The sequence below is a fragment of the Natronobacterium haloterrestre genome (assembly GCF_900112205.1).
Taxonomy (GTDB): Archaea; Halobacteriota; Halobacteria; order Halobacteriales; family Natrialbaceae; genus Natronobacterium; species Natronobacterium haloterrestre.
The window spans coordinates 62,885-84,496 of the sequence record NZ_FOKW01000004.1 but is presented as its reverse complement, the minus strand read 5'-3'; the positions used below and the strand labels follow the sequence as shown (position 1 = coordinate 84,496).

General features: G+C 65.9%; 20 protein-coding genes. 12 read left to right on the top strand and 8 right to left on the bottom strand.

Annotated elements, in window-relative coordinates:
• Positions 1–35: 35 nt before the first annotated feature.
• The 5 genes from BM113_RS09345 to BM113_RS09325 all read right to left on the bottom strand — a co-directional run bounded on the left by BM113_RS09345 (position 36) and on the right by BM113_RS09325 (position 4,800).
• Entirely contained in the window at positions 36–1,028 is a 993-nt protein-coding gene (locus tag BM113_RS09345; RefSeq protein ID WP_089787365.1) for a DMT family transporter, read from the bottom strand.
• 56 nt (positions 1,029–1,084) lie between these two features.
• Positions 1,085–1,711 (bottom strand): nitrous oxide reductase accessory protein NosL, encoded by a 627-nt coding sequence (locus tag BM113_RS09340; protein WP_089787363.1) that lies wholly within the window; start codon positions 1,709–1,711, stop codon positions 1,085–1,087.
• Positions 1,712–1,775: 64 nt separating this feature from the next.
• Positions 1,776–2,264 (bottom strand): SRPBCC family protein, encoded by a 489-nt coding sequence (locus tag BM113_RS09335; protein ID WP_089787361.1) that lies wholly within the window; start codon positions 2,262–2,264, stop codon positions 1,776–1,778.
• Positions 2,265–2,379: 115 nt separating this feature from the next.
• Complete coding sequence (locus tag BM113_RS09330) at positions 2,380–3,642, bottom strand: hypothetical protein (protein ID WP_089787359.1); 1,263 nt, start codon at positions 3,640–3,642, stop codon at positions 2,380–2,382.
• Between the two features lie 162 nt (positions 3,643–3,804).
• Positions 3,805–4,800, bottom strand: a complete 996-nt coding sequence (locus tag BM113_RS09325; protein WP_089787357.1) for a phosphate signaling complex PhoU family protein — start codon at positions 4,798–4,800, stop codon at positions 3,805–3,807.
• Positions 4,801–5,184: 384 nt separating this feature from the next.
• Between BM113_RS09325 and BM113_RS09320 the strand changes: the two genes are divergently transcribed.
• The 12 genes from BM113_RS09320 (at position 5,185) to BM113_RS09265 (ending at position 17,103) form a co-directional block, all read left to right on the top strand.
• The gene (locus BM113_RS09320; protein WP_089787355.1) at positions 5,185–6,216 is read left to right on the top strand and encodes a PstS family phosphate ABC transporter substrate-binding protein; all 1,032 of its coding nucleotides are present in this window, start codon (positions 5,185–5,187) and stop codon (positions 6,214–6,216) included.
• Between the two features lie 174 nt (positions 6,217–6,390).
• Positions 6,391–7,365, top strand: a complete 975-nt coding sequence (gene pstC / locus BM113_RS09315) for a phosphate ABC transporter permease subunit PstC (RefSeq protein WP_089787354.1) — start codon at positions 6,391–6,393, stop codon at positions 7,363–7,365.
• Position 7,366: 1 nt separating this feature from the next.
• Positions 7,367–9,136 (top strand): phosphate ABC transporter permease PstA, encoded by a 1,770-nt coding sequence (gene pstA / locus BM113_RS09310; protein WP_089787352.1) that lies wholly within the window; start codon positions 7,367–7,369, stop codon positions 9,134–9,136.
• A 1-nt stretch (position 9,137) separates the two neighbouring features.
• Positions 9,138–10,004: a phosphate ABC transporter ATP-binding protein PstB gene (gene pstB, locus BM113_RS09305; RefSeq protein ID WP_089787350.1), complete on the top strand. Its 867-nt coding sequence runs from the start codon at positions 9,138–9,140 to the stop codon at positions 10,002–10,004.
• A 2-nt stretch (positions 10,005–10,006) separates the two neighbouring features.
• The gene (gene phoU / locus BM113_RS09300) at positions 10,007–10,675 is read left to right on the top strand and encodes a phosphate signaling complex protein PhoU (RefSeq protein ID WP_089787348.1); all 669 of its coding nucleotides are present in this window, start codon (positions 10,007–10,009) and stop codon (positions 10,673–10,675) included.
• 3 nt (positions 10,676–10,678) lie between these two features.
• The gene (locus tag BM113_RS09295) at positions 10,679–11,689 is read left to right on the top strand and encodes a phosphate uptake regulator PhoU (protein WP_089787346.1); all 1,011 of its coding nucleotides are present in this window, start codon (positions 10,679–10,681) and stop codon (positions 11,687–11,689) included.
• 162 nt (positions 11,690–11,851) lie between these two features.
• Entirely contained in the window at positions 11,852–12,544 is a 693-nt protein-coding gene (locus BM113_RS09290) for a metallophosphoesterase family protein (RefSeq protein WP_089787344.1), read from the top strand.
• A gap of 1 nt (position 12,545) precedes the next feature.
• Positions 12,546–14,933, top strand: a complete 2,388-nt coding sequence (gene ppk1 / locus BM113_RS09285; protein ID WP_245758012.1) for a polyphosphate kinase 1 — start codon at positions 12,546–12,548, stop codon at positions 14,931–14,933.
• Positions 14,934–15,142: 209 nt separating this feature from the next.
• On the top strand, positions 15,143–15,499 hold the full coding sequence (locus BM113_RS09280; RefSeq protein ID WP_089787341.1) for a hypothetical protein: 357 nt from the start codon (positions 15,143–15,145) through the stop codon (positions 15,497–15,499).
• Between the two features lie 294 nt (positions 15,500–15,793).
• Complete coding sequence (locus BM113_RS09275) at positions 15,794–15,982, top strand: DUF7331 family protein (protein ID WP_089787339.1); 189 nt, start codon at positions 15,794–15,796, stop codon at positions 15,980–15,982.
• 45 nt (positions 15,983–16,027) lie between these two features.
• A complete protein-coding gene (locus BM113_RS09270; RefSeq protein WP_089787862.1) occupies positions 16,028–16,573 on the top strand; it encodes a DUF7322 domain-containing protein in 546 nt (181 codons plus the stop codon).
• Positions 16,570–17,103: a DUF7346 family protein gene (locus BM113_RS09265; RefSeq protein WP_089787337.1), complete on the top strand. Its 534-nt coding sequence runs from the start codon at positions 16,570–16,572 to the stop codon at positions 17,101–17,103. The genes BM113_RS09270 and BM113_RS09265 overlap by 4 nt, the downstream gene beginning before the upstream one ends.
• 18 nt (positions 17,104–17,121) lie before the next feature.
• Here BM113_RS09265 and rad50 read toward each other — a convergent pair whose 3' ends face one another.
• The 3 genes from rad50 to BM113_RS09250 form a co-directional block, all read right to left on the bottom strand.
• A complete protein-coding gene (gene rad50 / locus BM113_RS09260) occupies positions 17,122–19,815 on the bottom strand; it encodes a DNA double-strand break repair ATPase Rad50 (protein WP_089787335.1) in 2,694 nt (897 codons plus the stop codon).
• Positions 19,812–21,143 carry a DNA double-strand break repair protein Mre11 gene (gene mre11, locus BM113_RS09255; RefSeq protein ID WP_089787333.1) on the bottom strand — a complete coding sequence of 444 codons (1,332 nt, stop codon included), beginning with the start codon at positions 21,141–21,143 and terminating at the stop codon, positions 19,812–19,814. The genes rad50 and mre11 overlap by 4 nt, the downstream gene beginning before the upstream one ends.
• Before the next feature lie 94 nt (positions 21,144–21,237).
• On the bottom strand, positions 21,238–21,516 hold the full coding sequence (locus BM113_RS09250; protein WP_007142490.1) for a MarR family transcriptional regulator: 279 nt from the start codon (positions 21,514–21,516) through the stop codon (positions 21,238–21,240).
• Positions 21,517–21,612 lie beyond the last annotated feature (96 nt).

Sequence of the window (21,612 nt, the reverse complement as noted above, 5' to 3'; positions counted from 1 at the left end):
TCCGTAGTCCGGTCTTTTCTCTCCGCTCGTTCGTCTCAGGGATCGGTTTCCGGATCAGGCTCCGGTTCCGCATCGGTTTCAGCGCCCGCACTCGTCCCTTCGCCGCCGGGATCGACTCCTTTCCGGCGCTCCCGTTCGATCGTCGTCACGTAGATCCCCGCGAGGACCACCGCGCCGCCGACCAGCGTGATCGCGTCGGGGACCTCCGCGAGCAGGACGAGCGCGAGGATCGTCGACCCCACCGGCTCGCCGAGCCAGGCGACGCTGACCACGACCGACTCGAGGTGTTTCAGCACCCAGTTGACGACGGTGTGGCCGAAGACGCCGGGTCCGAGGGCCATCCCGAAAAAGAGGAGCCACTCGCGGGCCGGGTAGGCGACGAAGTCGTGACCCTGGACGCCGACGAGGACCGCCAGCGTCGCCGCACAGGCGGTGTAGACGACGGTCACGTACGGAAACAGCGAGACGCGCTGACGGATCGACCGGCCCGCGAGCACGTAGCCGGCGACGGTGATAGCGCCGAGCAGCGCCAGGGCGTTGCCGTAGACCGTCGCGTCGGAGATCGGTGCCTCGCCGGCGTCACCCAGTGACATGACGGCCGCGCCGACGATCGCGACGGCGATGCCGACGACGGTCTCCCGGGAGACCCGCTCCCCGAGGACGAGCGCGGCCCCGACGGCGACGAAGATCGGCTGGGTCTGGACGAGCGTCACGCTCGCGGCGACGCTCGTGTGGTTCAGGCTCTCGAACCAGGCTGCGAAGTGGATCGCGAGCGCGACCCCGGCGACGACGGCGAACCCGAAGTCGGGGACCGAAAGGCGGGCGAACTCCCCGCGGTACCGCAGGACGGCGACGGGTGCGACCATTGCCGTCGTGAACAGGACTCGGTAGAACGCGGCCACCGAACTCGGGGCGCCGCTCCAGCGGACGAGGATGGCGCTCGTACTCGCCGCGAAGACCGCGAAAGCGAGCGCGACGCACGGTGTGGCCTCGAGATCCGATCCGATCCCGACCCTGGTTCCGCTCACGTCAGCAGAACGCCCGCGGGACGGCAAACGCTTTCCGGAACCGACCTATCCCTCGGTCAGTTCGGGAGCCGGTTCCCGCGGTAGATCTCCGCGTGTTCCCGGTCGACGTCCTCGAGTCGGATCACGTCGTCCTCCGTCAGCGGTTCGGCCTCCCACTCCGCGAGGTAGGCCACGGCGTCCTCGCGGTCGGCGAACGGCCGCGGGTTGAGTTTCATCACGTCGTCGTCGGCTTCCTCGGCGGTGTCGTCGGTGACGACCACGTAGTAGGCTTCGGTCGCGTCGACGAGTTCGCGCTGCTCGTATTCGGTCACCCAGCCGGCCACTACGGGCGAATCGATCGGCAGAAACGCGTAGTACGCGAACAGACAGCCGGGCGTGTCGAAGGCGACGCCGTCGCCGTTCTCGTGGGCGAGTTGACACCGCCAGTCGGGATACTGCAGCGGCGTCATGGTACAGACCGGACAGCGCTGGCTCTCGGTGAACTCGACCGGCTCCTCGCCGGGGTGGGAGAACGCGTTCCGGTCGTAGACGTGGTCGTCGTCTTCGTCATCGCCGGCGGAGTCGTCCCTATCCTCGCCCCCACCGTCGCCCCCGAGACAGCCGGCGACGCCGGCGGTCGTCCCGGCCGCGAGCAAGCCGAGCAGCCGACGGCGATCGACCGCTCCGCTCGTGTTCCCGATCATACCCGTCATACGACCCGTCCGGACAAAACGGGTGTGGTCCGTCCGTCGAACGGCCCGCTGCCCGTCACGACTCGAGGTGGGCCTTCGTCCGGCGGTGACGATCGCGGAACATCGCCTCGAAACCGACGCCCGACAGCGGGGACGCGGCTTCTCCCAGCGCACCCAGCGGAAGTTCGTACTCGACGCGGTCGCGGAGGACCGTCCGATCGCCGTCGGCGTAGAACGCGTGGGTGTGCTCCCAGCGTTCGAACGCGAACGGCGAATGAACCATCTCGTCCCGGAAGTACGCGGAGCCGTCGCCCCGCTCGCGCTCGGTAATGAGCGAGGTCCAGTGCTGGCGCGGCCCGACGCCGAACGGTTGCATCGAAAGCGAGATCTCGGTCCCCACCTCGAGAACGTCCGGGTCCGGCTCGCCGTCCGGCCCCAGCAGGGCCTCGACGCGGAGGTTCATCCAGTCGGCCGTTACCGCCTCGAGGCCGTCGATCCGGGAGTGAAACTCCCAGACCTCCTCGAGCGGGGCCCGGACGGTCGTCCGTCGCTCGTAGGTCGCCATGGACGGCGATACGCGGCGGACGGTGAAAACGTCACGGCCGCGTCCCGCTCGCTGAGGGCTGACCGCGACGCTCGCCCCGTCTTGGCTCGAGTGGGTTCGGTTTCACCCGCCTGCGTCAGCCGTAGTGAGCCGAGAACAGCCGAGCCTGTTCCTCGAGCACGGCTCCGGCCGAACCGGGATCGACGAACCCGTACCCTGGCCCGAAGATGGCGACGATTGGATCATCACGGACGCGACCGATCGGTCGTTCGGCGGTCGTCTCGATCGGGACGTACGGACTCTCCCCGACCGTCTCGCAGTCACCGTAGGGATCCGGAAGTGCCGACCGCTCAACCCCGAGGACGACGTGGTTCGGCATGAAGACGAGGGCGGTCTCGTACTCGAAAGGAGCCTGGGAGAGTAGCCCCGCGAGCAGGTAGGTCCCGTCCTTGCAGTCGCCTCGGCCGTCGACGAGCGTCTCCTCGACGGTCCGGTGGTAGTCGTGGACGCCTTTCGTCGTCTCGTCCGCGGCGTAGGGGAGCGACTGGACGAACCGGACGGCGGTCTCGAGGTGACGACGTTCCGACGGCTCTCGGGAACCCACCCTCTCGGTCTCGTCGCTATTCCCGTGCTCCCCCACGGACTCCCGGGACGACGAAATCGACCGCAACCGGTCCACGAGGTGGCGGGCGTACGGGTTCGAACGCGACTCGAGGAACGTCCGGACGTACCTGCCTCCCCGGCGGCGACCACGGCGGTAGGCGGACTTGCCGATCGCGTACTCGAGTTCCTGGGGGGCGTCGTCGACTCCGCGCCACCGAAACCGCGCGACGTAGGTCCCTTCCCGCTCGGATCGCGCGAAGCCCGGGAGGCGGTCGGGCGCGGTCGGCTTCGGCAGGCTATCGCGCAGTCCCGGGAAAAACGGAATCGAGGGGCGCCGCGTGAGCGGATCGGACTCACAGAGATATCGATCGTCGGTGCCAGGTTCGCCGGCCGGCCGTACCCGAATCTCGTACAGCAGCGGCCGGTCGCGGAGGCCATCGATCGATCCCGCTCGTCCGTCGAACTCGAAGGCGAGGGTGCGCTCGAGTCCGTCGGTCGATCGGAGCCGAGGTCCCGTCGTGGTGGCGACGACCCGCCCGGTCTGACACCGGCGTTCGTACGCGACGGGGACGACGTCCACGGGGTCTGACGACCGGAGCCGAACGGCGACCGACTCCGGAGACCGCTCGACGACGGTCGCATCGATCCCGGTTCGGTTGAGCCGCGGGTACTCCGGCGGCGATCGGTCGACTCCCGGCACGGTCCGGTCGGCGTCCCCGGAGGAGGCGAGCCCCGGCAGGCCGAGACAGGCGCTTCCGAACCGAACGACCGTCGACAGCAGTTCGCGGCGATTCATGGGTATCTCCGGCGCGGTGCCGGTGCTCGAGTCTCGCCGCTCACCCGTGTTCAATATATTGGAAAATTTATAATTAGTCGGACGCCCCCACGAGTATCGGTACGGACCGCTCGGGAGAGGGACTGCGACGTACGGACGAGGTCGCCGGCCTCGAGCGCGGGCCTACGGGCTGGGTGCTGCCTTCTGCAGGGCCGTCTCGGCGACGTTCCCGCCGTAGTCGGCGCTTCGAGAGAGCGAATCGAGAATCAGCCCGAGCGACTGGGCCTGGACGGACTCCTGTTCGCGGAGCATGTCGTCGATGTGGCGCGTATGCTCGTCGATCCCGAGCACCGACTCGAGCGCGTCGTGGCCCAGTTCGGTCGCTTCGCCGCTTTCCTCGGCGAACAGCGCATCCATCGATTTCTCGAGGATTTCGGAGGCGTCGGCGTGGAGTTCCAGCAGTGCATCCGCGACGTCCTCGGGAATCTCCTCGAGTTTCAGCGCGAGCTGGCTGATCTTGACGGCGTGGTCCGCGACGCGCTCGAGTTGACGGGCGCTAGAGTGGAAGTCGAAACAGTCCTCGCGGGAGACCCCGAGTTCCTCCGCCGCGCCGGGCGAGCGAAGCGTCGCGCGGAAGATCCGTGAGACCACGAGCCAGAGCCGGTCGACGTCGTCGTCGCGTTCGATGACGTCGTGGGCGATGTCGTCGTCGTTCTCGACCAGCGCCGTCACCGCGTCCTCGAGCATCGACGTCGCGATCAGGCGCATCCGCGTGACGGCGTTGACGATCGACAGCTCCGCCGAGTCCAGCAGGTCCTGGATGACGACGCCGTCAGTCGTCTCCTCGACGACTTCGACGCCGATCAGGCCCTGAATCGCCGACCGGATCGCCCGGCGCTGTTCCGTCGTGATCCGGCCGGCCTGGAGCCGGATCACGTCGAACCCGCTGACGTACATCGTGAGCACGGCCCGGGTGAGGCGTTGGCCCTCGAGCGTGGAGACGTCGAGCGTGCCTTCCTGGTGGTCGGCGTCGCTTCGCGGCGTGACCAGCAGCGTGTCGTCCTCGGAATAGATCTCGACGGTATCGCCGCTCGAGACGCTGTTTTCCGTCGCCCATTCTTTCGGAAGCGAGACCGTGTACGTCGACCCCCCGGTCACCTGGACCTTACGAGTCTCCATAGCCGAACGTTTCGCCAGGGAGGATATAAATCCACCAGAATCTATTGAGTGAGTCCATTTATCCCGCGTTTGTCCCGATCGAGGTCCGTTTTCGAACGTACTAATCATACTAGTATATAGGAGTATATATTAGTATATCCATGAAGGTACTGCCCCATAAGAGACGTTAACTGTCGAGCGAGACGTGCATCCGCGGGACATGGATTGGCTGGAAAAGCCACGAGGAGTGCGTTTCCCGTCGAAACACGGGATCGACGGTGGATATCGGCCGATCGGTTTCGATATCGATAACTACGTTGTCGAAAATAGTACTCTATTGTCGTAGCCGGCAGGGTATATAGATATTAGCATCCTCTTTATACGTGTCCTGATTGTGCTCAGGTGATGACGGACGACACGTCCCAGTCCGGTATCGGTGTATCGCGACGACGATTCATTTCGGCGGCCGGCGGCGCGGGGGCCGTCGCACTTGCGGGCTGTACCGAAGAGGAGACGGGAGACGGCGACGGATCCGGTGCCGAGACCGACACCGGGAGCAATGGCGGCGGCAGCGGCCTCTCGGGAGAAATCAACATTGCGGGCTCGAGTACCGTCTTCCCGCTGATGAGCGCAGTTGCCGAGGAGTTCGAGCGAGAACACGACGACGTCTCGATCGACATCAGTTCGACCGGCTCCGGCGGTGGCTTCGAGAACCACTTCTGTCCCGGCAACACTGACTTCAACAACGCGAGCCGGCCGATCAAGCCCGAAGAGGAGGACCACTGTGCCGAAAACGGCGTCGAGTACATCGAACTGGTCGCCGCGACGGACGCGCTGACGGTCGTTATCAACAACGACAACGACTTCGCGACCGAGATGACCGTCGAGGAACTCGCCCAGATCTGGGAGGCCGACGCCGCCGAAACCTGGAACGACGTCCGCGACGAGTGGCCCGACGAGCCGATCGACCGGTACGGTGCAGACGAGACCTCCGGTACGTACGACTACTTCGTCGAGAACGTTCAGGGAGAGGACCGCGGTCACACCGACGACTACCAGGCGACGGAACAGGACAACACTATCGTCCAGGGTGTTCAGGGCAACGAGTACGCGATCGGGTACTTCGGCTTCGCGTACTACTATCAGAACCCCGATACGGTGACCGCAGTCGCGATCGACAACGGCAACGGCCCCGTCGAGCCGAACCTCGAGACGGCTGCCTCGGGCGAGTACAGTCCACTGTCGCGCCAGATTTACACCTACCCCTCGATTTCGTCGCTCGCCGAGGAGCACATCGCCGAGTTCGCCCGCTACTTCGTCGACCAGACCGACAACGAACAGCTCGTCGCCGAGGAGGTCGGGTACGTCCCGGCTACGCAAGACGTCAAGCAGGAGCAGGAAGACAAGCTCGAGGACGCGATCAGCCAGGCTCAGTGAACGCCTGCCGTCGATGACCCGGGGAACGGTTCGTATCCATCCATCGTTTTTCCGGCGGAGCCTACGTCGGTTCGAAATATCACTGGCTGACCCACTCTAGGAAATGATCGAGAGAAAGAGTATGTTTAGAAACGCAGCGAAATCGATGCAGATTCGAGGCAGAGGTGAACGACCGTGAGCGATGCGTCGGCCTCGCCCGACCTCGAGCGGTCGCAAGGTATAGAGCGGATAAGAGATCGAACGTACGGAGGGTTCTTCGTCGTGTGTGCGCTCATCACCGTACTGACGACGATCGCCATCTTCCTGACGTTGCTGTCGGACTCGGTTGCGTTCTTCAGTGAGGTTTCGATCGCCGATTTCCTCACCGGACTCCACTGGAGTCCGAACCCGACCGGAGGCGGCTCCGACTTCGGGGCCGTCCCCCTGTTCGTCGGGACGCTCGTCGTGACGGCGACCGCGGCGTTCGTGGCGCTTCCGATCGGGACGCTGACGGCGATCTACCTGAGCGAGTACGCCACTCCCCGTGCCCGGTCGATCCTCAAGCCGATGCTCGAGGTGCTGGCGGGGATTCCGACCGTCGTGTACGGCTACTTCGCGCTCGTCTACGTCACCCCGGCGCTGAAAGCGACGCTATTTCCCTCGATCAGTACGTTCAACGCGCTCTCGGCGTCGCTGATGGTCGGCATCATGACGATCCCGATGGTCTCCTCTATCAGCGAGGACGCGATGAGTGCGGTGCCTGACGAGCTCAGACAGGCCGGCTACGGGCTCGGCGCGACCAAGTTCGAGGTGTCGACCGGCATCGTCGTCCCGGCGGCGATCTCCGGTATCGCCTCCTCGTACATCCTCGCGATTTCGCGTGCGATCGGCGAGACGATGGTCGTCGTCGTTGCCATGGGTGCACAGGCGAACCTCCCCGCGGTCCGAGACGGCCTGGCGGGGATACCGTACGTTCACCCCGGCGACGTGCTCCTCGATCCCGGGATGACGATGACGGTCGCGATGGTCCAGATCGCGGGTGGCGACCTCACCGGTGGGTCGCTTCCGTACGATGCGATGTTCGCGCTCGGACTGACGCTGTTTGCGGTCACGCTGGTAATGAACGTGGTCAGTGACCTGGTCGCGAACCGATACAGGGAGGAATACTGATATGTCGATCGAACGATCAGAACCGACGTTCGGCCGAGTGAGCCGACTCAAGGGAACCGTCTTCGAATACCTCTCGCTGGGGGCGTCGGTTACGGGTATCGTCGCACTGGGTGTGTTGTTGATCTACGTCGCTATCGACGCCTTCGACCTCGTCAATGCGAGTCCGGAGTGGCTGTTGACCTACTACGTTACGCTCGTCCTCCCGCTTATCGGCTTCTGTCTCTACAGCGCGAACGATAGATCGCTGATCCGGCGAACGGCGTTCGCACTGGGCGGCGGACTCGTCGCGATGGCGCTGACGTTCTCCGTCGTCGAATCGTTCGTCCGCCCGATTCCGCGGCTCACCTGGCAGGTCGCGTATCTGTTCGTCGTCGTCGCCCCGGTGACGGCATACGTCGTCTTCGTCGGCAGTCGGGAGCCGATCGGCCGCACTGGGTTCGGCCTCGTCGGGCGAGTCCTCGGCGGCACCGCCCTCGGGCTCTCGTTGATCATCCTCTTTACAGTCTTCGACGAACGCCTCTGGTTCCTGGCGTACACGCTCGGTGTTCTCCCCGCGGTCGGGGTCCTCGCCTACAGTCGCGTTAACCCGTCTTCCCCGGTCTCACTGCTTCCGGTTCCGGTGGCGCTCGTCGGCTTCGTCGCTGCGTCCGTCCTGCGCGGGCCTGTCGACGTCTACCCGACCGCCTGGCTGATCTACGTCTGGACGTTGGTCGTCCCCGTCTCGGCCATCATCGCCGGATTGACCGCCCAGCGCGACGGAGAGACGAAGCAGACTGCCGCAATCGCCGGCGTCGCGGCGTTCGCGCTGATCGGCGGCGGCAGTCTCGCGGCCGGTTCGCTCGGCGTTTCGTCCGAACACGCACTGCTGGTCCTGCTCGGATCCGGCGTTCCGACCGTCATGTTCGGGCGGCGAGTAGTCGCCTCCGACACCGGCCGTGTCGGGCTGTTCCTGCCGGTGTTGCTCGTCGGGGGCGCACTCGCCGGAGCCCTCATCGCCGAGAGCTTCGGCTTCCCGGCACCCGATCCGTGGCTCGACGCCTCGTTCGTCACGAGCAGTCCCTCGAGAATGCCGGAACGAGCGGGGCTGTATCCGGCGATCGTCGGATCCGTGCTGGTCATCGCCTTCGTGGCGCTGCTGTCGTTCGTTCTCGGCGTCGGAAGCGCGGTCTTCCTCGAGGAGTACACGGTCGAATCGGGCGTCGTCGGCGCGACCACTCGCCTGATCCAGATCAACATCGCGAACCTGGCCGCCGTCCCCTCGGTGGTCTACGGGCTGCTCGGTCTGGGCCTGTTCGCCAACCTGCTCGGCCTCGGCTTCGGTTCGGTGGTCACCGCAGCGTTGACGCTGTCGCTTTTGATCCTTCCGATCACCGTCATCTCTGCCCAGGAGGCTATCCGCTCGGTCCCCGATCACCTCCGACAGGGGTCGTACGCGATGGGGGCAACGCGGTGGCAGACGACCAAGAACGTCGTCCTCCCCGAGGCGCTGCCGGGCATCTTCACGGGGACGATCCTCGCGCTCGGCCGCGCGATCGGCGAGACAGCGCCGCTGATCATGATCGGCGCGGCACACACCGTCTTCAGCCCACCGAACGGGATCTGGAGCAAGATCAGCGCGATGCCGATGCAGATCTTCGTCTGGTCCGACTTCCCGCAAGCGGAGTTCCGATACGGCGTCCTCGCGGCCGGCGTCGTGACGCTGTTGATCGTCCTGCTTGGAATGAACGCGACCGCGATCATCCTGCGAAACAAGTACGAATCAGGTGTGTAACATGGCTACAAACGGGAAAGCCGACACGTCGAGCGAGGAAGAGACGGAGACGATCATTTCGACCGCCATCGAGACGGGCGAGTCCCGGGACCGTGGACCGACGGAGTCCCCACGGACGGTCGTGACCGCACGGGACCTCGACGTCTACTACGGCCAGGAACGGGCCCTCGACGGCGTCGACATCGAGATTCCCGAAAACCGCGTCACCGCGATAATCGGTCCGTCGGGCTGTGGGAAGTCGACGTTCCTTCGGTGTATCAACCGAATGAACGATGGGATCGATGCCTGTCGGGTCGACGGTGAATTGCGGTTTCACGGGACGGACGTCTACGACCAGGGCATCGATCCGGTCGCCCTGCGACGGAAGATCGGCATGGTCTTCCAGAAGCCGAACCCGTTCCCGAAGTCGATCTACGACAACGTCGCCTACGGCCTTCGCGTCCAGGGCCGAGCCGGCGAGGTCGACCTCGACGCGGCGGTCGAACGGGCCCTGCGCAGTGCGGCCCTCTGGGACGAGGTGAAAGACCAGCTCGACTCGAGCGGACTGGACCTTTCGGGCGGCCAGCAACAGCGGCTCTGTATCGCCCGTGCGATCGCGCCCGACCCGGAAGTCATCCTGATGGACGAGCCGGCGTCGGCGCTCGACCCGATCGCGACCGCGAAGGTCGAGGATCTGATCGACGACCTCGCCGAGGAGTACACGGTCGTCATCGTCACCCACAACATGCAACAGGCCGCGCGCATCTCGGACAGGACAGCCGTGTTCCTCACCGGCGGCGAACTGGTCGAGTTCGACGACACCGCGAAGGTCTTCGAGAACCCGGACCACGACCGTGTCGAGGACTACATCACCGGTAAATTCGGATAACCATGTCACGGAACGACTATCAACAGCAACTCGAGCGACTCCGCGAGGACGTCCTCGAGATGAGCGACGTCGTCTGTCTGCGGCTTCGGAAAGCGCTCGAGGCCCTGGAGACGAAAGACGAGGCCCTCGCCGAGGACGTGATCACCGGCGACCACGAGATCAACGAACTGTACCTCGAACTCGAGGGCGACTGTATCGACCTGCTCGCGCTCCAGCAGCCGGTGGCAGGGGATCTGCGCTTTATCGCCGCCTCGTTCAAGATCATCACCGACCTGGAGCGGATCGCCGACCTCGCGACGAATCTGGGCAAGTACACCAGATGGGCGGACCGCGACCGCTATCCCGACATCGACATCCGCCACATCGGGACTGAAACCGTCGATATGCTCGAAGCGGCGATGGCTGCCTACGCGAGCGACGACGTCGACGCGGCGTACGACGTCGCCGCGAAGGACGAACGCATAGACGACCTGTGTGAACGGGCGAGCGAGGTCGTCGTCCGGGACCTGCTCGAGACGGAGGCGGTGATCGCCCCCGACGACGCACTGCTCGACGACGTCGAGCGGATGTTGCTGACGATTCGGGACCTCGAGCGGGTCGGCGACCACGCAGTCAACATCGCCGCACGGACGCTGTACATGGTCGAGAACGACGACGAACTGATCTTCTGATCGATGAGCGCGAACCGAATCCCGGACACCGACGACGTCCGAGCCCCCGTCGAGCGAAAAGTCCAGATCGCCGGCAACTCGACGTTCGTGGTTTCGCTGCCCAAGGAGTGGGCCACCGAACAGGGCCTCGAGTCCGGCAGTTCGATGTACCTCTACCCCCTCGAGGACCGACTCGTGGCCGCCGCGGGAACCGTCTCCTGCCGGGACCGGACCGTCACCATCGATGCCGAACCGATCGACGACGAATCAGTTCTTCAGCGTGCACGTGCGGCCTACCTGGCCGGCTACGACCGGATCACGATCGAGAACGCGGACGCGCTCGAACCGGACGCGCGTCGCACCCTGGAACGGGCGATCGGTCGGCTGGTCGGGATGGAGATCGAGACGGTCGCGGCGGACGCGATCACGGCTTCGAGCGTGCTCGACGTCGGCGAGGTGTCGCTCCCCCAGACCGTGGCCCAGGCCCGCCAGCTCGCCCTCGAGATGCACGAGGACGCCGTCCGCGCCGTCCGGGACGGCGACGAGGACCTCGCCCGGCAGGTGATCGGCCGCGACGACGACGTCGACCGCCTCTTCGCGTTCGTGAGTCGGGGCTTCCACCGCGGACTCGAGGACGTTCACGAAATCGATCGCCTCGGAACGGATCGGACCGCCGCCTTCCGACAGTACCGGATCGCCCGCCAGCTCGAACGGGTCGCGGACCACGCCGAACGGATCGCGGAGGTCCCGGCCCGGCAATCGTCGCCACCCGAGGCGGAGCTGGCCGATCGCCTCGAGACGGTCGGCGGCGACGCGCGACGCGTCGTCGAACTGGCGCTTTCGGGCGAAACGGAGCGAGCGCTTTCGGCCCGTTCCGACGTCAGGCGGTCGGTGTCGGAGGTCGACCGGCGATTGTACGATAGCGGCGGACCGGACGCGTTCCTCTACGGGGCCGTGCTCCGGAGCCTGGAACGGACCGCCGAGATCGGCGGCAACGTCGCCCGGGCGACGGCGGAATCGACGATCGGCGAGTAGCGCGGATGCGGTCGAGACCGAGCGGCTTTTTCGCACCGAGGCGACCTGAGAGAACGATCCGAGACGCGTCAGGTCCGCAGTCCTGCGTACGGCTATATATCGTTACGTTGGGATCATATAAACGATTTATCTGATTCTGTGTGAACCGCCGAGGGAGAACACGTGACGACTACGGCACCGACGTCCGACGGCACCCTATCGTTCGATCACCAGCGTATCGACCTCGCGAACTACGACGACGTGTACGTCGTCGGTGACGTCCACGGCTGTCTCGAGGCGCTCGAGAGGTTGCTGTCGACCCTCTCGCTGGACGACGACGACCTCGCGGTGTTCGTCGGCGATCTGGTCCGCAAGGGGCCCGAGAGCGCGGCCGTGCTCGAGCGAGTCGAGTCTTCGCCGCGGCTCATGTCCATCCGTGGGAACAACGAACAGAAACTCCTCGCCGGCGAGACCGAACTGCCGGAACTCGACGAGGAGGATCGGACCTACCTCGCGTCGCTTCCGACGGCGATCTCCTGGGACGGAGGGCTGGTCGTCCACGGTGGTGTCGACCCGGATCGGGCCCTGGTCGCACACGCCGGCGACGACGTACGGACGATGCGATCGCCCGACGGTGACGGGTACGACGGCCCGTTCTGGTTCGAGGAGTACGAGGGACCGCCGCGGGTGTTTTTCGGGCACACGGTGCTCGCCGACCCCATCGAACGGGAGTGGGCCGTCGGCCTCGATACCGGCTGTGTCTACGGCGGCCGTCTCACCGCGTACGACGTCCGTCGGGACGAGTTTCTCAGCGTTCCCGGCAGCGAGTACCAGGATCGATCGGCGGACAAAATCGTCGGTCAGTCTGATGGGTAAGATGACCGACGGCGATTCGGAGCCCGACGGGAGCGGGGACCGCGACGGGAGCGATCGATCGAGCGTAGAGACGGCCGACGACGGGGACGGCGACGATTCGAATCCCGGGGAATCCGACTCGACTGGCGACCTCGAGTTCGACTTTCGTTCTCGGACGGAATCACGGAACGGGCCCGATCCCGATTCGGACCCGGATGGGGTTCCTGTCTCCGACCTCGACCTCGAGTGCGAAAACGAGTCTGCGATCGATTCGGAAGGGGACCCCGACACCGACTTCGAGTCCGACGGTTCCACAGACGAAGTCGACCTGTCGGATCCGCGCTACTACCTCAACCGGGAACTCAGCGAACTCGCGTTCCAGCGGCGCGTCCTGTCCGAATCCCTCGACGACGCCAACCCGCTGCTCGAGCGGGTGAAGTTCCTCGGAATCCTCACGAGGAACCTCGACGAATTCTTCCGCAAGCGCGTCGGCGGCCTGAAACAGCAGATCGCCGCGGGCGTCACCGACGAGACGCCGGACGGGCGGTTGCCGATCGAACAGTGGATCGACGTCCTCGAGGAAGCCAGATCGCTCCTCGAGCGCCAGAGCCGGTGTTACCGGGAGGAGGTTCGACCCGCCCTCGCCGATGCCGGGATCCGCGTGGTGGAGTACGACGACCTCTCGGCGACCGAACGGTCCGACCTCCGAACCTACTTCGAGCGTTCGGTGTTGCCGACCCTGACACCGTTGACGTTCGATCCGGCCCACCCGTTTCCTTTCATCTCCAACCAGAGCCTCTCGCTTGCGGTTCTCACGCGTGAACACCCCGGCGCGGAGGCGACGTTTTCCCGGGTAAAACTCCCACGAAACCAGGTCCGGTTCGTTCGCGTCGGCGACGACGACCGGTACGTGCGCCTGGAGAGCCTGGTTCGGTCGAACCTCGATCTCCTCTTCCCCGACGTCGAAATCGTCGCCACCGCACTGTTTCGCGTGACCCGCAACGCGGAGGTCCGTCGCAACGAGGACGTCGCCGAGGACCTGATCGAGATGATCGAGGAGGTCCTCGAAGAGCGACGGTTCGCGACCGCCGTTCGCCTCGAAATCGAACCCGACGCCCCCGACCGGATCCTCGAGATACTGACTCGGGAACTCGACCTCGAGAGCCGGGAAATATTCCACCTCGACGGTCCGCTTGACTATCGGGACGTGACCGAACTGATAGCCGCGGCCGAGGACGCGGGTCCGGACGGCGACGACGGAGAGGAACTGAGTCTGCCTGACTGGACCCCCCAGCCCCACCCGCGGCTGGACGACCGTAGCGACGCCGAGGGCGTTTTCGAGACCATCAGGGAACGGGACGTGCTCGTCCACCATCCGTATCACTCGTTCGAGGGAAGCGTCCAGCGGTTCCTCGAGGAGGCGGCGAACGATCCCGACGTGCTGGCGATCAAGGCAGCGATCTACCGAACCGCGAGCGATTCCCGGGTCGTCGAGAGCCTGATCGAGGCCGCGCGAAACGGCAAGCAAGTCGCCGTCATGGTCGAACTCAAGGCACGGTTCGACGAGAAGAACAACCTCGAGTGGGCGAAGAAACTCGAGGAGGAGGGCATCCACGTCGCCTACGGGACGATCGGCTACAAAACGCACACGAAGACGTCGCTTGTCGTTCGCGAGGAAGCCGACGGCGTCCGCCTCTACTCCCACGTCGGGACCGGAAACTACCACTCGGAGACCGCGAAACGCTACGAAGATCTCGGCTTGCTCACGGCCGACCGCGACATCGGCCAGGACCTGGTTCGGTTGTTCAACTACTTCACCGGACACTCGATGCACCAGGAGTACCGGGAACTACTGGTCGCGCCGGGCAACATGCGCGAGCGGTTCGTCGACCTCGTCCGGGACGAGGCTCGACGAGCGCGCAACGGCGAACCGGCCCGGATCGTCCTCAAACTCAACCGCCTCGAGGATCCGGCGTTCGTCCGAGAACTCTACGAGGCGTCGATGGCCGGCGTCGAGATCGACCTGATCGTCCGGGACATCTGCCGACTCCGACCGAACCTCGAGGGAGTGAGCGAGACGATCGACGTCCACAGCGTCGTCAGCCGCTTCCTCGAACACTCCCGGATCTACTACTTCCATGCGGGTGGCGAGGAACGCTACTACATCGGATCGGCCGACTGGATGGAGCGGAACTTCGACAACCGTGTCGAAGCGGTGGCACCCATCCGCGATACGGCGTTACAGTCACAACTCGAGACGATCATCGACACGCTGCTCGCGGATACGGAAAACAGGTGGTGCATGGCGGCCGACGGGAGCTATCACCGCGCCACGACGTCGGCGGACGGCCAATCCGTCGACGTTCACGAGACGTTCATGGAGCGGGCGCGCGACGGCGAATCGTACTGACCTGGGCGGGGTTCCCGGTTCGCGGGGAGTCGAACCCGTTGTGGACCCCCGGTCACGGTCATAGCCGCGCCGCGAAGCGGTCGGGTTCCGATCGACGTCGACCGGCCGGGACCGGACCCAACGGCTACGTACCGGTACGGGGCGGTCGATGGGGTTCGATACCCCTCCTAGCAACGGCCTTGTGTCGGCACTTCGTCTCTTCACTCGAGATGGCATCCGATCCCCCGCAGTCCCGCCGTGACGGACCGAACGTCGAGACGGACGCGCTCACGGTCGCCGACCAGACGCCTGCCCATCGGCAACCCCGAGACACCGCTACTGATGACACTCGAGACGACCGCCGCGAGCGGACCGATCCGGAGACCGACCTCGAAGGGCACTCGAGCCCGCGGTGCCCGTTATGCGCGTTCGGGGGTACTGGTCCCGGGAGGGATCGGGACCGGGACCGGAACGAAAGCGACGTTTACAAACACCTGCTCGTCAGCCACAGAAAAAGCGCCATCGTCGATGCGCTGCTCACGGAACGCGACGCGGCAGGGGACGAGGACCGGTCGGGTAGCCGATAGAGAGCACGGAGTCGACCCGTCTCGTACTCGGAGGACCCCTCGCACGTCGTCGCCCACCGGCAGCCGCTTTGCGTCTCACGCCGATCGCTGACGGGACCGATCGGCTATTTACGATTTCGATAGCGTGTCGATTTCGTGCCGAGTCCTTCGGCACCGTCGGTACCATGGCCGTCGCCCCGCCGTGAAGCCGTAAATTCGGGCGTTTCACCGTTCCTGGCGACGACTGGCGATCGACCGGCGGTGATTGCGGGTGCAACAAGACATATAGTGTGGTAACACATAACACGACATGAGGTGATCGACGTGTCCACCCGTGTGAACGACGACGAAACGACGGATCGAGGCGAACCGAGTAGTGCACCCGCTGGAACCGAGACGATCGAGTGCTACGAGACCGAGGACGGCGTCGTCTTCTACGACGCCGAGAATCCGCTCGCATGGGTGGAAACCTCGCGGACCCTAACTCTCGAGGACCTCGCCTGAACTCGAACGCGAATCCTTTTCTTCCCGGTTGCCCTCGTGGCGACTGTGGGATTCGACCGGAGCGAGAGCGACCACGAACCCGACGAGCCAGAGGAGTACGATCCGGAGGCGGAGTTTCGCGATCCGGAGGGCGACTCCCTGACGATCCCCGACATCGATGCCGAGCCAAGCGACGAGTCGAACGAGCACATCGGGCCGCCGATCCCCGAAGTCTCGACCGACGAGATGGACGTCCCGCCCGAACTCGCGAAGACGTTCTGGGCCGTCGTGCTCGTGGTCAACGCGGCGCTTCTCGCCCTGTCGGTCGGGCTTCTCCTGTTGCTGTTCGAGGGACCGACGAGCCACGGCGGCTGGCTGGTCGCCGGCGGCATCGTCCTCCTGGGCTTTGCGGTCCATCGCTACCGGTCGTACGACGGTCCCGAGTCTTCGGGACCGACGCCCGATCGAGCCGAGGAGCCGATCGACGGTCGGGCACCCGAACGGGCGACGAACGGCGGCGAGCACCGATCCGGGACAAGTGAGACGAGCGAGACGAGCGAAACGAGCGAGACGGGCGACACCGACGACGCACCCCAATCCGACGACCCATGAAAACAGTTCGAGACGACCGCGGCAACCGATACCTGCTTCTGAAACGCTCCGAGAGCGCGAGTCTGGTTCGCGACCCCGCGACCGGCGACGAGTGTTACATCCGGAACGACCGCCTCGAGTTCGTCGATCGGTCCGGCCTCGAGACGGCGGCCGCGACGGTCGACGAGTCCGTCCGAACCCTGCTCACGAACGTGCACGACGAGGAGACGCTGGGTCTGCTGATCGAACTCGCCGATCGCGGGCCGATGGGCGTCCGGCAGTTGCTCGACTCGTACGCCCTCTGCGAGAGCGACCTGCACGGGCGCGTGACCGTGCTCGCGGCCGCCGGACTGCTCGAGGAGACGGAAGTCGAGGGGGGCGTCGCCGCCGAGCGCGGGTATCGCATCACCGAGGAGTGTCGGCGCGCGCTCGAGGTGCTTCGGCCGGGTACGGACTCCGATGGCGAAGACACAGACGACGCTGTGAGGGGAGACGCGGAGCCGAACCCCGACGGTGACGAACCCGGCCCAGAAACGATTCACGACGAGTAACGGCGTTCACCGTCCCTTTTAGTCCGAGGCGAGCAGTTCCGCCTCCGGCGGCTCCCCGCGCTCGAGGCGCGAGCGGTTCGACGTGGCGTCTTTCTCGACCCGGACCAGCGAGTCCGCGGCACCGACCAGTTCCTCGTCGTGACTGACGACGACGATCTGTTCGACACCGAGGTCCCGCATCGACTCGACCAGCGAGACGAGTTGCGTGACGTGTCCCGAGTCGAGGAAAACCGTCGGCTCGTCGAGGATCAGCGGCGGCATCGGGGCCGTTCCCTCGACGCCCTCCGCGAGCAGGCGGTAGATCGCACACCGCAGGCTGAGGTTGAAAAGCGCCCGCTCGCCGCCCGAGAGCTGCTCGGGTTCCAGAGCCTCGCCGTCCTTCTGGTAGACCGTCAGCCGGTAGTCGCCGTCCAGTTCGATCGACGCGTAGGAGTCGTTCTGGTAGACCAGATCGAACGTCTCGTTGAGCAGCCGCTCGAGGGTTTCGACGTTGCGCTGGCGCAGTTCGGAACGCAACTCGCCGTAGGTCGTCTGGAGCGTCTCGGCCTCGTCGTACAGCGATTCGAGCCGCTCACAGCGCTCCTCGAGGGTCTCGAGGCGCTTGCGGTCCTCCTCGAGTTCCTCGATCTCGCGTTCGACCGCGCCGATCGCGTTCTGGAGGTTCGTCCGCCGCTCCTCGAGTTCCTCGAGTTTCTCGTCGACCTGTTCGAGGTACTCCTCGGCGTTTCGCCTGTCCTCCCGTGCGGTCTCGACGCGTTCCTCGTCGAACTCCGACTCGAGATCACGCTTGCGGTCGCGCTTGTTCGAGAGCGTCTCGCGGCGCTCGTCGTTGAGTTGCTGCCAGTTTTGCCGTCGCTCGCGGCAGTTCTCGATCTCCCCGGCGAGGTCGTCGCGCTCGTCGTCGATCTCGACGACGCGACGCAGCGTCTCGAGCGACTCCTTGATCTCGCTCCGTTCGGCGTTGATCTCGCCGAGTTCGGCGCGTTTCTCCTCGACGTCGTCCTCGAGGTCGTCGGCCTCCTCGCGGGCCTCCCTGGCGTCGGCTTCGTACTCCTCGGCGTCCTCGAGCAGTTCTTCGCGCTGCTCGCGTCGCTCCGCGAGACTCTCGCGTTTCTCGGCGAGCAACTGCTCGACGTTGTCCCGGTTCTCCTCGAGGCGGTCGACGCGGCGCTCGGCTTCGCGCAGGTCCTCGGCGCGGTCGATCCCCTCGTCGAGGTCGTCGCGTTCGTCCTCGAGGTCCGCGAGCCGATCCTCGAGGGCCGCGAGTTCCTCGCGTTTGTCCTCCAGGACGTCGACGTGGGGCGAGTCTTCGACGGGCTGTCCGCACTCGGGACACTTCCCCTCCTCGAGCAGGCGCTCGCCCTCCTCGATGGCGTTCTCGGCGGCCCGGATGTCGGCGGTGACGTCGCCGATCTCCTCGGTCAGTTCCTCGCGTTCGGCCTCGAGGTCCTCGAGGTGGGCCCCAGCTTCGCCGAACGCGACCGGTGCCGTCTCGAACCGGTCGCGGATCGACTCGATCTCCTCCTCGAGTTCGTCGAGTTTCCCCTCGCGGTCTTCGATGTCGCTCTCGTCGCGTTCGATCCGCTCGGCGAGGTCTCCTGCCTCCTCGCGGGCCTCGGCGGCCTGGGCCTCGAGGTCGTCGGCCTCCTCACGGAGCCGTTCGATCTCGCCGTTGGTCTCCGTGATCGCGACGCGGACGTCCTCGAGGTCGTCCCGCAGGTCCTCGTCGCGGGCCTCGAGGTCCCCGACGCACTCCTCGACGGCGTCGGTGGCCGCGTTCGGCTCGAGGTCGGCGTCGGCCTCGACCTCGGCGAGCAGGTCGGCCCGCTCCTCGGCCAGTTCCTCGCGCTCGGCCTCGAGTTCGCGGATCCGTTCCCTGGCGTCCTCGCGTTGCTGTTCGGTCTCGGAGATCTTCGATCGAAGCTCCTCGATCGCCTCCTCGAGGTCCGAAATCTCCTCGCGGGTCTCGGCGTGGCGCTCGATGACGTCCGTCGCGGCCTCGAGCGTCTCCCGGGCCTGGTCGCGCTGGCTCTCGTAGTGGTCGATCTCCTCGTCGACCTCGCCGCGCTGGGACTCGAGTTCGTTCAGACGGTCGTGGAGCCCTTTCTCCTCTTTCCGCTCGACCTGTTTGCGGACGTCCTCCAGCACCTCGCGCTGGCCGTCCAGCACCGACTTGACGCCGAGGCGGGCGTCGCTGGCGCGCTCGCGGTAGTCCTCGAGCGCGCCCAACTGGAGCAGGTCGTCGATCATGTCCTGGCGGTCGCCCGGCGAGGCGTGGATGAGCTTGTTCACCTCGCCCTGGCGGACGTACGCGCAGTTGACGAACGCCTCGGCGTCCATCCGCAGGAGTTCGGTGACCTCGCGGCGGACGTCGCGGGCGCCCTCGACCGTCGTCGACGGGGTCTCGAGGACGCACTTGGTCGTCGTCGCGCGGTCGCCCCGGAGTTTGAGCCGGCGCTCGACGTGGTACTCCCGGCTGTCGTGGGTGAACCACAGTTCCACCTCGGCCTCCTCTTCGCCCGTGGTGATCACGTCGTCGAGCGTGCGGTCGTCCAGGGCCTTCGAGCCGTACAGCGCGAAGAAGACGGCCTCGAGCAGCGTCGACTTGCCGCTGCCGTTGACGCCGTGGACGACGGTGACGCCGCGCTCGAGCGAGAGGTCGGCGTCGCCGTAGCACTTGAAGTTACGCAGGCGGACGCGGTCGACCCTCATTCGAAATCACCCAGCGAGGCGTGTTCGACGGGTTCGCCGCCCGAGGGTGCGTCGTCGTCCGGGTCGTCGCCCGAGGCGGCCGCGGGTTCGGGTTCGGAGTCCGCGTCGGCTTCGACGTCGTCCCCCTCCGCGGATCCCGACTCCGAGCCCGACAACTGGTCCGCGACCGTCGTCACCTCCTCGTCGTCGGGCTCCCGATCCGGCGCGGGAGCGAAGGCCGACTCGTCGTCCTCGAGCAACTCCCGAACCCGGCGTTCGACGGACTCGCGGACGTTCGAGTCCGCGACCTCGCCGTCGCGGACCGTCCCGTCGATCTCCAGGGCGGCGTCGCTCAGCCCGAGGTCGCGGACCCGCTCGCGGACGGCCTCGTCGGGATCGGCGAAGCTCACCGACACCTCCTCGTCCTCGTCGGGCAACTCGCGGCGGTCGTTGACCCGGGCGACCAGCGCGCCCCGGTCGATCGCGAGTTCCTCGATCGCTGCGGGGGTGATCGGCTTCCCCTCGCCCTCGATCGTCACGATGACGACGGCGTCCTCGAGGTCGTGCTGGCGGACCCGCTCCTGGACGCGGTCGATCCCCTCGCCCTCCTCGAGGGAGACGTCGACGAAGACGAACTCGCGGGTCGAGGGGAGCCCGCGCCGGCTGATTCCGACGGCGTCGTCCTCGAACGTCACGAGGTTGTATCCCCGGTCCTCCCGCTCGCTGGCGCTGGCCCGCTCGGTCGAGCCACAGTAGGTGACCCAGGTGTCGTTCACCTCGGCGGTGTCGGGATGGTGGTTGTCCCCCAGGAGGACGGCGTCGAACTCGACCGTCGACCCCTCGAGGAGCCGTTCGGTGTCCCAGTCGGCGTGGGGGAACGGCTCGAACAGGCCGTGGCTCACGAGGGTCGCGTACTCGGCCGCCTCGGGCGGGGCGGCGAACTCGTACTCGAGGTCCTCTCGGCGGGACCGCGGGACGAAGTCCAGGCCGTAGACGGCGACGTCGCCGACCAGTTCGGGCTCGGCCCCGAGCCGGGTTGCCAGTCCGAGGTCGGCGAAGAGGTCGAGCCACTGGGCGTCCCGTTTCCCCTCGTGGTTGCCGACGACGGCGAGGAAGGGGATGTCGGCGTCGGCGAGCCGACGGAGGACGTCGACGGTACCCTGGAGGTCCACCAGGGTCGGCCGGCGGTCGTGAAAGAGGTCGCCGGCGTGGATCACTGCGTCGACGTCGTCCTCGATCGCGTCCTCGATCACGGCCTCGAAGGCCTCGAGGAAGTCCCGCCGTCGCTCGGGCGCGTTGTACTGCTGGTACCCGATGTGGGTGTCGCCCGTGTGTATCACCCGCGTCATCTATTTCTACCGATCGTTCGAGACCGGCCCCTATAGGAGTTCTGCGACCGGACTGAAAGTAAAGCGAGGCGAACGCTCCGGGCCGGGCGAAGAATTAACAGTCGATATCGAGCGTGTAGAGCCGCTTGCGAGCGTCCGCAAAGGAAAATCGGGAGTCGACCACGTTCTCCTCGTCGAGACGGTTCAGCGCGTAGCGGACCGTCCGCGAGGGCAGCAGGGTCTCCTCGGCGATCTGCTGTTGGGTCATCGTGTCGTTGTACTCGAGCACCTTCGCGACCAGTTTGGCGCTGGGCGGGAGGTCGCGCACGTCCTCCCAGGTTCCGCGCTCGTCGGCGTCGTCGGTCCCCTGTCGAACAGGCTCTGATGCACTCATCGTATACCCATATCGAATACGGAGTGATAATATTTTCTGTTTCGTCTAATGCATGTCGGTTATTGAGCGAGCGTGGCTCGAACTCGAGCAGCCGCG

Excerpts from the sequence above, each read along its gene's own strand:
- rad50 (WP_089787335.1), bottom strand. The coding sequence starts at position 19,815 with ATGAGGGTCGACCGCGTCCGCCTGCGTAACTTCAAGTGCTACGGCGAC.
- pstA (WP_089787352.1), top strand. The coding sequence starts at position 7,367 with ATGTCGATCGAACGATCAGAACCGACGTTCGGCCGAGTGAGCCGACTC.
- phoU (WP_089787348.1), top strand. The coding sequence starts at position 10,007 with ATGTCACGGAACGACTATCAACAGCAACTCGAGCGACTCCGCGAGGAC.
- BM113_RS09340 (WP_089787363.1), bottom strand. The coding sequence starts at position 1,711 with ATGATCGGGAACACGAGCGGAGCGGTCGATCGCCGTCGGCTGCTCGGC.
- pstB (WP_089787350.1), top strand. The coding sequence starts at position 9,138 with ATGGCTACAAACGGGAAAGCCGACACGTCGAGCGAGGAAGAGACGGAG.
- BM113_RS09320 (WP_089787355.1), top strand. The coding sequence starts at position 5,185 with ATGACGGACGACACGTCCCAGTCCGGTATCGGTGTATCGCGACGACGA.
- BM113_RS09335 (WP_089787361.1), bottom strand. The coding sequence starts at position 2,264 with ATGGCGACCTACGAGCGACGGACGACCGTCCGGGCCCCGCTCGAGGAG.
- BM113_RS09265 (WP_089787337.1), top strand. The coding sequence starts at position 16,570 with ATGAAAACAGTTCGAGACGACCGCGGCAACCGATACCTGCTTCTGAAA.
- BM113_RS09295 (WP_089787346.1), top strand. The coding sequence starts at position 10,679 with ATGAGCGCGAACCGAATCCCGGACACCGACGACGTCCGAGCCCCCGTC.
- BM113_RS09280 (WP_089787341.1), top strand. The coding sequence starts at position 15,143 with ATGGCATCCGATCCCCCGCAGTCCCGCCGTGACGGACCGAACGTCGAG.
- BM113_RS09330 (WP_089787359.1), bottom strand. The coding sequence starts at position 3,642 with ATGAATCGCCGCGAACTGCTGTCGACGGTCGTTCGGTTCGGAAGCGCC.
- mre11 (WP_089787333.1), bottom strand. The coding sequence starts at position 21,143 with ATGACGCGGGTGATACACACGGGCGACACCCACATCGGGTACCAGCAG.
- BM113_RS09325 (WP_089787357.1), bottom strand. The coding sequence starts at position 4,800 with ATGGAGACTCGTAAGGTCCAGGTGACCGGGGGGTCGACGTACACGGTC.
- ppk1 (WP_245758012.1), top strand. The coding sequence starts at position 12,546 with ATGACCGACGGCGATTCGGAGCCCGACGGGAGCGGGGACCGCGACGGG.
- BM113_RS09250 (WP_007142490.1), bottom strand. The coding sequence starts at position 21,516 with ATGAGTGCATCAGAGCCTGTTCGACAGGGGACCGACGACGCCGACGAG.